General features: G+C 36.9%; 16 protein-coding genes. 6 read left to right on the forward strand and 10 right to left on the reverse strand.

The window, feature by feature from the left end:
- Positions 1 to 111: 111 nt before the first annotated feature.
- The 4 genes from MHM_RS01195 to MHM_RS01210 are packed head-to-tail and all read left to right on the forward strand — an operon-like array spanning position 112 to position 1301.
- Positions 112 to 477 (forward strand): hypothetical protein, encoded by a 366-nt coding sequence (locus MHM_RS01195; protein WP_043902098.1) that lies wholly within the window; start codon positions 112 to 114, stop codon positions 475 to 477.
- A complete protein-coding gene (locus MHM_RS01200) occupies positions 477 to 866 on the forward strand; it encodes a 50S ribosomal protein L19 (protein ID WP_015511610.1) in 390 nt (129 codons plus the stop codon). The genes MHM_RS01195 and MHM_RS01200 overlap by 1 nt, the downstream gene beginning before the upstream one ends.
- A gap of 3 nt (positions 867 to 869) precedes the next feature.
- Complete coding sequence (gene rpsU / locus MHM_RS01205; RefSeq protein ID WP_015511611.1) at positions 870 to 1040, forward strand: 30S ribosomal protein S21; 171 nt, start codon at positions 870 to 872, stop codon at positions 1038 to 1040.
- The gene (locus tag MHM_RS01210) at positions 1041 to 1301 is read left to right on the forward strand and encodes an HPr family phosphocarrier protein (RefSeq protein WP_015511612.1); all 261 of its coding nucleotides are present in this window, start codon (positions 1041 to 1043) and stop codon (positions 1299 to 1301) included.
- 91 nt (positions 1302 to 1392) lie between these two features.
- Here MHM_RS01210 and rplQ read toward each other — a convergent pair whose 3' ends face one another.
- From rplQ to MHM_RS01260, 10 genes are all read right to left on the reverse strand, one after another.
- Complete coding sequence (rplQ, locus tag MHM_RS01215) at positions 1393 to 1734, reverse strand: 50S ribosomal protein L17 (protein ID WP_015511613.1); 342 nt, start codon at positions 1732 to 1734, stop codon at positions 1393 to 1395.
- A 21-nt stretch (positions 1735 to 1755) separates the two neighbouring features.
- Complete coding sequence (locus tag MHM_RS01220) at positions 1756 to 3279, reverse strand: amino acid permease (RefSeq protein WP_015511614.1); 1524 nt, start codon at positions 3277 to 3279, stop codon at positions 1756 to 1758.
- Between the two features lie 18 nt (positions 3280 to 3297).
- The gene (locus tag MHM_RS01225; RefSeq protein WP_015511615.1) at positions 3298 to 4251 is read right to left on the reverse strand and encodes a phosphate ABC transporter ATP-binding protein; all 954 of its coding nucleotides are present in this window, start codon (positions 4249 to 4251) and stop codon (positions 3298 to 3300) included.
- Between the two features lie 4 nt (positions 4252 to 4255).
- Positions 4256 to 6016: an ABC transporter permease gene (locus tag MHM_RS01230; protein ID WP_146222361.1), complete on the reverse strand. Its 1761-nt coding sequence runs from the start codon at positions 6014 to 6016 to the stop codon at positions 4256 to 4258.
- Between the two features lie 263 nt (positions 6017 to 6279).
- Positions 6280 to 7587, reverse strand: a complete 1308-nt coding sequence (locus MHM_RS01235; protein ID WP_015511617.1) for a hypothetical protein — start codon at positions 7585 to 7587, stop codon at positions 6280 to 6282.
- 56 nt (positions 7588 to 7643) lie between these two features.
- Positions 7644 to 9305, reverse strand: coding sequence for a magnesium transporter (locus MHM_RS01240; RefSeq protein ID WP_015511618.1), 1662 nt, complete (start codon positions 9303 to 9305; stop codon positions 7644 to 7646).
- A gap of 52 nt (positions 9306 to 9357) precedes the next feature.
- Complete coding sequence (gene cdaM / locus MHM_RS01245) at positions 9358 to 9966, reverse strand: diadenylate cyclase CdaM (protein WP_015511619.1); 609 nt, start codon at positions 9964 to 9966, stop codon at positions 9358 to 9360.
- A gap of 14 nt (positions 9967 to 9980) precedes the next feature.
- Positions 9981 to 10544 (reverse strand): CDP-alcohol phosphatidyltransferase family protein, encoded by a 564-nt coding sequence (locus MHM_RS01250; RefSeq protein WP_342661853.1) that lies wholly within the window; start codon positions 10542 to 10544, stop codon positions 9981 to 9983.
- 17 nt (positions 10545 to 10561) lie between these two features.
- Positions 10562 to 10915, reverse strand: coding sequence for a hypothetical protein (locus MHM_RS01255; RefSeq protein ID WP_015511621.1), 354 nt, complete (start codon positions 10913 to 10915; stop codon positions 10562 to 10564).
- A gap of 47 nt (positions 10916 to 10962) precedes the next feature.
- Positions 10963 to 11277, reverse strand: a complete 315-nt coding sequence (locus tag MHM_RS01260; protein WP_245529190.1) for an HIT domain-containing protein — start codon at positions 11275 to 11277, stop codon at positions 10963 to 10965.
- A 309-nt stretch (positions 11278 to 11586) separates the two neighbouring features.
- Here MHM_RS01260 and rpsL point away from each other — a divergent pair, with 309 nt between their 5' ends.
- Together rpsL and rpsG are read left to right on the forward strand one after the other, a co-directional pair.
- Positions 11587 to 12003: a 30S ribosomal protein S12 gene (gene rpsL / locus MHM_RS01265; RefSeq protein ID WP_015511623.1), complete on the forward strand. Its 417-nt coding sequence runs from the start codon at positions 11587 to 11589 to the stop codon at positions 12001 to 12003.
- A gap of 7 nt (positions 12004 to 12010) precedes the next feature.
- The gene (rpsG, locus tag MHM_RS01270; RefSeq protein ID WP_043902099.1) at positions 12011 to 12484 is read left to right on the forward strand and encodes a 30S ribosomal protein S7; all 474 of its coding nucleotides are present in this window, start codon (positions 12011 to 12013) and stop codon (positions 12482 to 12484) included.
- Positions 12485 to 12490: the final 6 nt, after the last annotated feature.

Consider the following 12490-nt stretch of genomic DNA (forward strand, 5'->3'; position numbering starts at 1 on the left):
GGTGAGGGCAGCTTTTACAGTTCAACTTATTTTCCGATAGTAGTCTACACTTCAGATAATCTAGTACCTGAGTCTAACTTAAGGGATTGATGGGCACTTACCTGTTTTCCAATGAGGGTAAACCTAGAGGGACGTTCGAATACCTCACCACAGTCAAAGCATCAGTCTTATAGGGAAGTTCTCTTGGTAAATAGAAGGGAAATAGGAGCCTATATTCCAGCTTCAGATTCTCTCGTAATTGATAGAGAGGTACTACTTCACTATGTTTTATCAGGTTGTCAGCTAAATAGTGCACTTACAAGATTAATTAGAAGACTATTACCGGAAGTTCCACTGCGCAAGCAATTAGAATTTAGCTCTCTAGTTTCTCCAGAAAGTTGGCAGATACAGGAAAGTGCTGCTCTTCTAGAGAAGCATGATAGTGTTTTAGCTGCACTTCACAAACCTAAAAAACAGAAAAAAGCTAGGAAAAAGTAGTGAAATTACTAGAGGCTCAGAAACTCTTCTACTCTCTTCAGGGGGATGAAGCAAAAACCCAGGTTTTTAGGAGTCTAAAGGCAGGTGATATTGTCGCTGTATATGAAAGGCTTATAGATGAAAAGAAGAAGGAGAGAATACAGAAGTTTCAGGGCATCTTAATTAGGAAAAGGAGAAGTTTGCTTGGGGAAAATATTCTACTCAGGGAAAAATTTAGAAACTTTTGGGTAGAAAAATCTTTTTTCATTCATTCCCCTTCAGTGCGTAACATAGAGAGGGTAAAAGAGGGAAGGTCTAGAAGAGCCTATCTTTCATATTTAAGAACTACTGAATCACTACCATTAAAACTGAAGAGACTAAAGCCGAGGTCTAGTATAGTTAAAAAGTAGGAGATGCCTGTAATCAAGGTGAGGGAAAATAATATAGAACAGGCAATGTTTGAGTTTAGAAGATTATCTACTGAGGTAAAGAGAAGTGCAATGAAATATCTCTATCACCTTAGACCAGCTTTAAAGCGAAAGGAAAAGAAGAAGAGAGCTGATATGAGACGTAAATTTTACTAGATGAAGATAGTAGAATATACTATTCAAGATAAAGTAGGACTTCATGCCAGACCTGCATCTAAACTAGTACAGTCTCTTTCGAAGTATAAGTCTAGCGTAAAGTTAGAGTTTAATGGTAAGGTAGTAAATGCTAAGTCAATTATTAATCTCTTGACTTTAGGAGCTTCATCTCAATCTATTGTGATATTCAAAATCGAAGGAGAAGATGAGGAGGAACTTTCCAGAGAATTAACAAATATACTGAATGAACACGGAATTTAACACTCAGGAGGTTAATAACTAGCTAGTACAACAGAAGGGAGATAAGGCCGAAAGGCCTTATTCTCCTGTTTTAGTCTGTTCCTGTTCTAGGCTATACTAGTTGCACTATAAATTTACCCTCAGCAGTTCTTAAAAGTCTAGTATAACCACCCTTTCTAGTCTGATACTTTTTGGCTAACTCTTCAAATAGTTTCTTTACTAGCTCCTGCTGAGTGTACTTTGGAGTTCTAAGCAAGATGGAGTAAGCTTTACGTCTTGTTACTAAATTATCTTTTTTGGAGATAGTAATAAGTTTCTCAAGATATCTCTGAGTGGAGCGTGCACAACTTAACTTAGTTGTGATAGCACCGTAAGAGATTAAATCAGAACATTGTTGTCTCGTAATCATCTTCCGTCTAGCTGAATCAACAGCTCTTTTCGGTTGATATGACATATATTATGGATTTTAGCTGCTCTAGAGTGGATTATTGGATTGAGCGCCTAAAAACAGTAGGTTAAATGATCCTTTAAGTTCATGGCTCTGTCTAATCAGGTTATATTTCTTGCGAGTAATAAGCACTCAGTTAGTCTTAAGTCAGGGAAACGCAGGAGCTATTACTGTTATTCCCAGGAAGATTAGCTTGAAAAGGTAGATTATCTGATGTGTACTGATAAAGGAGTAGAGGCTGTTCAAGATGTAGTAAATCGCTCCTACAAAGATGCTGAGGGAAGAGAATCTATAGAGAGGTTTAGCTCAGTAGCTGAGCTCCCTGAAACTTGCTATTCAGATAACGATGCCAAGTAAGCAGAAAATCACCAGGGAATTAAGCTCCGCTAGAGTGTCGTTCAACTGCCAAAAGATAGCTCTATCACTGGAGGAGATTCAATAGTTAAGCTGTGCAATTGCGGCAAGGGTTAGTGCGATTATCACAATTCGCTTGAGCAAAAAGAGTCAGACACTTAGTCTAGTTTCAATTCCAAATTTTTTCAGATGTTTTCCCCTATTTATTATCTGCCGTTTCAAGCTGTTAAAAGAGTTGAAGTTGTATTTTAAATACAGATTTACAAGTTGATTAGACCCACAAATGGTAGATACATTTAGACTAGATAGGAATGTAAGCATAATCAGTATAGTTAGCACATCTTTTAGGTTTTTATCATTTTTTAAGTTGTAAAAATTTAGGAAATCTCCTCCCTTTTTATCTCCCAAAAGGGAGATAGCAATTAGGGCAAAGTATAGGAGTGTTACTATAGCCATTGAATAGAGTACTAATTTAGAGAATGCAATTTGAGCCTTCGCTCTAGTTTTTAGAGCCAATACTGAGTAGAAACCGTCATACATGAAAAATATAGAGGGAAGACCTGAGAGCATAATTGTTCAACCACTAAGTGAGTTAAATCCAGCTGTATTTAACTGTTGTGCAGCACCGTTTCCGTTGTTAGCATCGCTTCGAAATATAGAGATCACACCGAAGATGGTAAACACAATCATAGTGATGAAAATACAGCAAGAGAGACAACGTTGAAGCCGCTCAGCCCACTTAAACGAAAAGGCAGTCAATGTACTAATTGCACCTCCCAGGAGTAAGGCTAATACTGCACTTTCCCAGACTCAGAGAAAAGATTCACCCATTATTCACTGCAGCAAATAGAGGGAGGTAGTAATTAGTCCTATTGGCTGCGCAAAATCTCTTGTAAATCTAATAGCTCAATTTCTGAAATTAAGACCACAGTATTCTTCTACCCACTCTATAAAACTTCTTCCACTTAGAGAGTGCTGTTTTACTAATTTAGTGAATACAAAAGTCATTGAAATTATTAAAAATCCTGCAAGACAGAACAGCGCAAGAATAGGTCATATTTCAAAGTGAGACAATTCACTGAGAGTTTTAGACTTTAGAAATACTCCTACACCCAGCATAGAGGAAAGAGAGATTAAAAAGAGTTTTCAACTACCTAGTTCTCTCCCTTTTAGGCCGAAGCAGTAGGAACTGCTCACGGCTGTTAGACTAGACCGCTAGTAGAGGCCTGAGATAAAGTTTCGCAGTTCCCTTGTTTTAGGAGAGGTAAACAATTCTTTAGAAGTTCCACTTTCTAGAATTTTTCCCCCCTTGATAAATGCAGCATAGTCTGATACGTGCATTATCTGAGAGAGAGAGTGAGAGACTAATATGACTGTCATTTTCTTAGAAATATTCAGTATTAATTGTTCAATCTTAGAGGTTGAGGCTGGATCTAGAGAGCTAGTAGGTTCGTCCATCAAGAGTATTTCAGGTTCCAGTATGAGTGCCCTAGCAATACACAACCTCTGAGCTTGGCCCTGTGACAGAGTATCAATAGGATAGCTTTCAAGTCGATCTTTAAGTTCATCTCAAAGTGCACATTCTCTAAGTACATTTTCTAGTTTTTTCTCCAGAATTTTAGAGTCATACAATCCCCTAGCTCTGAGCGCAAATAATACATTTTCTCTCACTGTTAGGGGAAATAACACAGGAGTCTGTGATATTCAACCTATTTTGCGTCTCAACAATTCTACAGGAAAATATGTACTTAAAATTTCCGTCCCCTTGAAGAAGATTTGACCATTGCACTTAAATTGGGTAGTATTATTCGTGTCAAATATTCCCTTAGTCATTGAGGAAAGCAGCAGGGATTTTCCAGCACCTGAAGGACCTATGATTCCAAGTACAGTATTCTTCTTTACCTCCAGCGAGATATTGTCTAAAAGTATTTGCTGTCTCCTGGAGAATTTTCTCACATTTACTCAAAGTGAAAAATTTTGAATACGTAGAAACTCTTCCCTGTCTGTCGCCTCAAAGAGTCTTAACTTACTAGCTTTAGTGAGGCAAACTTTTTTTAGTGCAGCCTTCTTTAATCTTTGAGCTTTAGTTTTTTCATCTTTAGGTCGTTTACGGGAGTCGAATAATTCCCTTAGGTCAAATTTAGGTTTTACCAGAGAACTAAGACTCACCTAGTTAAGCATACTTAGAGAATAGAGGTGATCTCATATTTCAATTTTGACTGCTCAAAGTTAGATAACTCCTAAAAAATACCTTCTGAAGAGCTTTTTTCACTGTTTGATTCCAGAATTTAGCTCAAAAGTAGATGAATAGGGAATTCAGGAATATGCAAGTACCTAAAAGTACTATCATAGTTTCATAAATTACAGATCTTGCATTATTTACCTTGTAACTTAGTAGTTCTGACATCATCTTTGTAGTTAGGGTTTGACCATGTCCCCAGATGGTAATTCTGCTATTTGGAGATGCACCTGTAGTTAGTCAGAGTAGCGCAGTTTCTCCATTCAGCCTATTTACAGAGTCAGCAGTAAATGCCTTCACTCGTTTTATTCCACTTTCCATCATTAGTGCAAGTAGCGACTCTGGGTGAAGTCCCAAAGTCATAAAAGCACCTGTATATTTTTTGAGATAACCTTCTATAAAGTTAAAGCATCTTGCAAACAAAAATGGAATATTTAATACTGTAAGGGTACAGATACCTCCAAAAATGGAAGTCTTAGTTAATCCAAGTTTTAGATAAGACATAAATACTACAGAACCGAAAATGGCCCACAACATAGGAGGTACTGTACTGCACCCAGAGATAAAACCTCCAAAGAAGTGTTTTACCCTCTTTCACTTGTGTAGATATACACATAGAAAGAAGGCTGCAAAAAAACAGATAGGAAAAGACCATGTAATTGCAAAAAACAAGAGTAGCAATGTATTTCAAAGAGGTACTAGAATCCCCTCCGCAGTAAATGTAGTGTTAAAGCCCCTAAAGATATTGAAGACAGTATAGTAACTTCCCTTCATCAAAATAGCAATAAGTATTAGCATTAAAAGACTTAATGTAAGTACTAGGAAAGCTCTTTCCTTAATCTTTCTATACTCTTCTCTATCAGCTTCACGCTTATTTCACTTCTCCCCATAGTATCTGTGCTCTGCATATCTCGAGATGTAGCAAGAAATATTAGTGAATCTAATTTTTTTCTCAATAAGTGAAAGTAAACAGTGTTTAAACATTCTCTTATATCTTCCTAGATATGTATCTCTATATTTGAAGGTAGAACCTTTTCTAATAAAGAATCAGTTAATTGTGAATGCGAGCACAAATAAGGTAGCACCGTAGACGAACATAGCTGCACGATTTGAGGTAGAACCTCCATCAGAGAGGTAGAAGGAAGAGATTAAGCTGGAGACAGTGTGAGAATCAGCAGAGAAAAAAGAGAGGAATGATTCAAAAGGTTTTGCATATTTATCATCAGCTACAAATCATCGAAGTGCAACACTTTCTCCAAAAGCCTTACTGACTGCAAGCGCTCAAGTTAGAAAAACAATACGTTTTGAAACTTTAGGAAAGATTTTTTCCCTTCACTTATGGGTCAATGAAAGTGAAAGTAGAGAAGAATCAATTTTTCGGACTTCTGCAGATTTAAATCAGTGAAAGTATGTTAAACATGCAATAGGAAATAAAGTCGTAAAAAACACTAAAAATGGAAATAAAATTTCAAACTTTGAGGTAAAACCTAGAATGTAAGGCACATACGGCGCGATTGCCTCAAAGATAATAAAAGAGGTAGCAAAGGAGGGAAGAATAGCTAAGATTTTGAGACATCATCAGATTATCTGTCTTAACTCATGTTTCAGCCTAAAAAGGTATTTAGCTGACTTGAAAGCACTAAAATGGGTGATACCAAAAGATAAAAATACCAGAATGATAGTGTAGAGTACCACTGGTCAGACAGCAACATTTGGAGCATGCTGACCAGCTCCTCAAGACAGAAAAAATTTGGTTCAATTCCCATTTTCGGAGGCAGAGCTATAAGCCTTGAAGAATACATATCCCAGGAAGAAGAGAACTACTCCAAGTACAGCCGAAAAATTTAGAAAACTAAAGGGCCTTAGTAGGCAGACCCTTCCCAGGAGGGGAAGGGAGAGTCTACTAGCTCTATTAATTAGGCTTTAAGAGGGTAGAGGGAGAAAATAGTTAAAAGTACTTAGATTATTAGGTAAATGTGGTACCCTGACATCAACAGGAAAAGTAGTCCGCTGAAAGCGACCGCAAACATAGGTCAAGAGGTAAGGCTGAAAGCAAAACTGTATTGCAAGCTTCAAATGAGTATGAATGTGTATGTCAACATCAGGAGAAGTAGATTCACTATTCACTTACTTAGGGGAGAGGTAAACATTCAGAATAATGCTCAATTAACTCTCTTGAAGCCTAGCTTAGGCTTAAAGAAAGAGGTAGTGATCGCATTATTTGTAATCTCAGAAAAAAAGGTTGAGAGTTGTAGATCTGTTCAGAGTTTGTGAATTGTCTGCACCCCCCTTCCCCATCACTTTCTAGAGATATGACCTAGCGGAGAGATTACCCTTTCTCCATAGGTTCTCCGTTTAGCTCATCATCTGTAAAAGTAATCTTTGTTTTTTCTATATTTAGCTGAGCACCAATATATATAGAGAGGTAGAAACCCTCCAGTGAAGAATGTCATTGAAATCATAAACAAGGTTTTTAGTACATTACTTTTAAACACTCTAGTAGAGTAGTAAGTTTGATTTGTCTGATCTTCACAGTCTCTAGAGTAGAAGTGAGCTAAGTGAGTGATAGAATCGTAGTTTCTCTCTTTTTCTACCAGTTCCTTCAGGTAGTTAGAGAATTTAGCGCGTTCTATTACATGTTTAGAGAGTTCGCTATCTAGAAATCTGTAGTTAGGATCTCTAGTTCTACGATATATTAGATAGAAGATAATGAGTCCTCCAGAGAGTAGGAAGGCAATCAAGTATGCATATATGTGGAGCAGTCTGAGGTAGGGATCCTTTCTCTTCCGAAGAAGTTCCTCATAACTGTTTTGGGGCATAACAGTAAGTGAGCTTGCAACTAATTTTTCTACTCAAGGAGTTAACTCTCTGGGTTGAGATAATTCTTTCTCGTTTTCAGTTGTGGAGAGATTCCGAAAGTATTCCTGCGCTTTCTCAATTTCCCTTCTTTTTTGTTCTAATTTTTTAAGCTCACCAAGTACAGTAGCGCTACGTTTTTTAGTTCTGTTGTATAGAAAATAGAGTAGATTTCCTCCCCCTGTAAGGGGAAATAATATAAGTTGTTTCAGTATTTTTGAAAAATTTCAAACTAAGAATTCTGAGGTAACACCTGTAAGCCCTAATTCACCTATTAGTTCATTACAGACGGTTTGGTACCCTGCAGCCTTGACAAGAAAATCCTGTTTAAGTTTTAGTTCTTTTTTCTTTAATTGCGAGAGTGCTACATCCCTCCCTTCAGTGGGATGGAGTACTGCTCGAGCTCCCATTTATACCCAATAAACTTTAATGTTTTGGAGTTGATTTAGAAAAGGAGAGCCAAGGCTTAACTATTGTTTTTTAGAATGTTCATACTTGCGCTAATCACTCCTACCCCTATAGAGAAGAATATAAGCGTACCGATAGCGTCTAAAAGTGTAGTTAAGACAGGAGTTGTAAGGGAAGCAGGATCCTTCTTCTTTCTATGAGCTAAATAGGGAATCATTACTCCAACTATTTTAGAGAGCATAATTACAAGGAAGAGAGCAAGAGAAGAAATAGCTGCACCTAACACTCCTAAGAGTTCAGTCTTATAGTTATTATTTGTCTGGTTATTTAGGGTTAATACAGTTGTAAAAGGTAATAGTGGTAGGGAAGAGCTAGCTTGAATTATCTGGTAGTTCTTCGAAATAGTAGATGGAGTTGAACTAGCCTGAACAGCTGCTTGAGAAGCACCTGCCTGACTAATTTTTGAAGTCGGTATTGGAGAAACTAAGAGGAAGTAGAGTAGTAGTCTAGCAAAATTTAGGGCAGAAATAATTCCACCAATTAGGGCAGAAATTTTCAGTTCTTTTTTAAGTACATATCAGAAGTCTTTAGCACTTAATTCATTACTAGCAAAGGACTGAATAATTGAGGCTGCAGTTTGACTTCCAGAATTACCACACATGTCTGTAATCAGGGGCACTAGGGGCACTAATATTGCAGAAGATAAACCAGAAGTCAGTTCATATCCTAAAGCCTCAAATTTGTCGATTATCAGGGTAGTAAGAGTAGTAGCGAAGAGTAAGATGATTAGTCAGAAAAGTCGAGATTTAACTACTTCCCATACAGTTGCCTGCATATACGAATGTTCGAGGTTGACAATACCATAGAATCTATAGACATCATCTATACTTTCCTCAAATACCTCAGGGAGGATATCTTTACTAGTGACTACGCCTAATAGTTGATTTCGCTCATTCAATACCGCTGCAGATGAAAAAGGATATTTTTGAAATAGATCAATAGCCTCCCCTATTTGATCAGTCGCGAACACAAATATAAAGTCTTTTTCAACCATTTCCTTAACTTTTAAAGCATTGTTATTACAGAAGAAAAGAGTCTGTAAACTTACCAAACCTACTACCTCTTGCTTAAGATTTACCACAAATATTTCATCTCCTATTTCAAGTTTTTCCTTCTTTTTCTTTAGATAACTTAAAGCTTGCTGAATGTTAAAGTTTTCTGGCACTGTAATTGTGGAGGTATTCATAATGCTTCCTACCTGTGAGTGGGAGAATGAACCTATGATACGTAATTCTTTTCGTAGCTGAGGAGTTGAAAGGTAGATTATTTTTTTGGACAAGTTACTGTCAACTATGGAAATGAGTTCAGCTACCTGGTCGGCCTGCAATTGTTCTAAGATTTTTGCAAGTAATGCAGGTCTAATGGTTCTAAGTATTCCCAATTTATGTTCAGCAGAAAATGAGAGAAAAAAGTCTCCCATTCTCTCAGGGCTCAATGCCAAGAGCATAATATTTGTTAACTCATAGTTAGAGAGTTTTTCTAGTGCCTTAACAAGTGTAGTAGCCTGTACTGAATTTGAAATTTCCCTAAAAGTTGCATAATTCTTCAACTCATAAGCTTTAGTTAATCTAGTTAAAAGTCTAGCGAGGGATCTGTCTTCCCTATTTGAATACTGTTTTTGAGTGGAGAAAATCAACTGAGCTGCGCGCCCTCCAAGCACCTATCCACGCCTCGTTCAGAAAAGATTTTAAAGCTAAAAAAGCACTAAAAAGCTAATTTATATGGAAGTTCAAGAGTGAATTTAACTTCTTTATTAGGAGAGTTATATTATCTTTGTTTAACTCAAAAATTTGACCCTTTTGCGAGAACATAATTTTGCCACTAGTTTCTGAAACTAAGAAAGCTATTGCATCAGTCTTAGAGGTAATTCCCATTGCAGCTCTATGACGAGAACCTAACTTATTGGGAATATTTTTATTGGAGGTAATAGGGAAGTAAGAAGAAATAGATTTTATCTCTAATCCTCTCATAATTACCCCTCCGTCATGCATTGCTGATTTTTTATTTAGAAAGACATTGTACAGAAAATCTGCAAAAAACTTGGAGTGCACTTCATATCCTAAATTTATGTACTTTTGGAGATTATGATACTTCTCTATAACTATTAATGCTCCTATCTTTTCCCTTGAAAATTTAAGTAAAACTTTAGCGAAAGAATATAGGAAAGCTTCAAATTCTGAGGCGGAAATTTTAGTTCTCCTAAATAGTTTTCAGATATATTTTTTGAATAAAAATCTATCACTGACAACATGGTACGCAACTCACAGGGAGGTAACACAACTAAAGAAAAGCGTGCAGGCAATTAACGGAGTGTCAGCCACACTCTACGTAGTAACTAGTAATACTCTCAGTATTTGGAGAGATAGCTAGAGAGGGAGAGAAAACTTAAAAGCAGGGAGGGCAGAAATAAAAGGCTCGCAAATGTACTAGAAGTTCATCAAATTGAACTAAAAAGAGCGATTGTTAGTCCACCAAATTGCAGCGCAGTTTTATACTTAGCACTTTTAATTGCAGCCAAAAAAACCCCAATTTTCTTGAGTTGATATCTAATTCACTCAGTAATTACTTCTCTCAGTACGGAAAACAGAGGCACTATTCAGTGCAGCACTGAAGAGAAGGAGAAAAGCACTAGAAATGAAGAAACGATTAATTTATCAGCTAGAGGATCGTATATTTTCCCAAAATTAGAACAGCAGTTTCAGCGACGAGCCAACTCTCCATCTAGGTAATCGGTGACTATTGAAATAATCAGAAGAACCAGACTGAATGAAATAAATATTCTCTTGCAATCACCTAAAACAATAGAGAGGAGATAGAGTAAGGCAGCAAACGCACCGAAGAAAAATCTTGAAGAGGTAAGTAGATTCGGAATTAACTTCCGATCTACTTTTAAACCTAATCTACCTAGTCTCTCTTCTAGCTCTTTTTTTTCTCTGGAAGGGTTAGTTTTTTCTTTTCCTCCCTCTCTTCCGGCTCCTTAGTCTCATGGAATTTTCTGTGAAATGTATTAAAGAGATCTAGAATATCTACTCCCTCATCCTTTAGGGTCTCCAGTACTGTTTGCATTCTCTCCTCTATTTTTTTGATATTTTCATCTCCAATAGTGCAGTGCTCTAGCAGAAACATTATTAAATCTTCAACTGTATTAGCCTCTTGAAGGGGCATAATATTGTTAGCCTTTAAGAGCTCTAATTGTCTCTGTAAACGTTCATATAGGTCTTTACTTACCTGAAGTTTTATAGTGATCTTTTCATTCTGGTTGTCTTCCATAATTAGCTAAGCTCCCCTACCTATAAATAAGGTTATAGATTTTAAGCCTAATATCTGGGAATTATATGTAGGTGAAAGTGAAATACTACCTGATTAGCCTTGGCTCCCTGATTGGAGACAAAATTGAATCCCCGAATTGAAGCATCTTGCGCTTTTAAGGTTTTAGAATACTCTTTAGCCAGTGCGATGGCTTCCGCCAGCGCCTCATCAGGAGAGGAGCTGAGATCTTGAAAATGAGCTTTAGTAATAACTAGTGCATGACCTTTTGAGATAGGCTTTATATCTGGAATAACAAAGGTATGTTTGCCCTCTAGTATTAAATTAGACTGGGATTGCAGGGAAGCAGAGATAGCGCAAAACACGCAATTGTGTTCCAAAATCTAACTACTTTTTTGTTCCGGCTGAACTGCCCCCCCCTCCATTTTGTGTTTGCCTCGACTGCTCTTGTTGTATAGCTTCATTTAATTTAGGTATTCACCAGACTGCGCTTAAAGCGAGCATAGACGCCCCTCCAACTGCACCAGGAAGTATTATAGTTCAGAAAAATCGAATTAAAAATTAGGGAGATTTATTAAAATAGATAGATTTCTGATAATTTTGAAACTTAAAATTTAAATCAAAAGAACTTTAAAAAACATTGTCTAAACATTAAATTATCTAACTTTTAGACTATTCCTACCTTAGAACAATTAGCAAAATATGGAAGAGCGAGAAAGAAAAAGAAGTCTAAGTCTCAGGCACTTCAGGAAAGTTGAAATTCTCTTAGACGAAAGGCCCTGAAGCGGGCAAATCCAATGAAGAGAGCTGTTTGCATTAAAGTTTCTACAATGACTCCAAAAAAGCCTAACTCCGCACTCAGAAAATTTGCAAAAGTTAGGGTATCAAACAATCATGAAGTTTTAGCCTATATTCCGGGAGAGGGGCATAACCTTCAAGAGCACCACGTCGTGATGATTCGAGGAGGAAGGGTTAAAGACCTTCCAGGAGTTAAGTACCATATCATCAGGGGAAAATTAGATGCAGCGCCTGTAGACAAACGCAAGAAAGAAAGATCTAAATATGGAGTTAAGAGAGAAAAAAAGACTTAACTAGACAATAAGAAAAAAGAGAAAACTTCAGAAAAGAGTACCTCTCCCCGACACACTCTATAGGTCTGTTTTAGTAGCTAAAGCGATAAATGTAATTATGTGAGATGGGAAGAAACAACTAGCTAGGAGAATAATTTATGAGGCTTTTGAAAAAGTTAGGGAAAAAACCCAAAAAGATCCCCTAGAAGTTTTTAAACTAGCACTTAAAAATATAGCCCCCCATATAGAGCTTAAGACCAAGAAAATTAGAGGGGCTAACTATCAGGTACCGGTAGAGTCCACACCTGAACGGAGGGAAGCCTTAGCACTTAGATGGTTAATAAGATATAGCAGAAAACGTACAGAATTAACTATAGCAGAGGCTTTAGCCGCAGAAATCATAGATGCATCAAATAATACTGGATTATCTATTAAACGCAAGATAGAGGTAATTAAAACAGCTGAAAGTAACAAAGCATTTGCATACTATAGACTTTCCTAGCTAGTT

Origin of the sequence: Candidatus Mycoplasma haematominutum 'Birmingham 1', from assembly GCF_000319365.1 — a bacterium.
Taxonomy (GTDB): Bacteria; Bacillota_I; Bacilli_A; order Mycoplasmatales; family Mycoplasmoidaceae; genus Eperythrozoon_A; species Eperythrozoon_A haematominutum.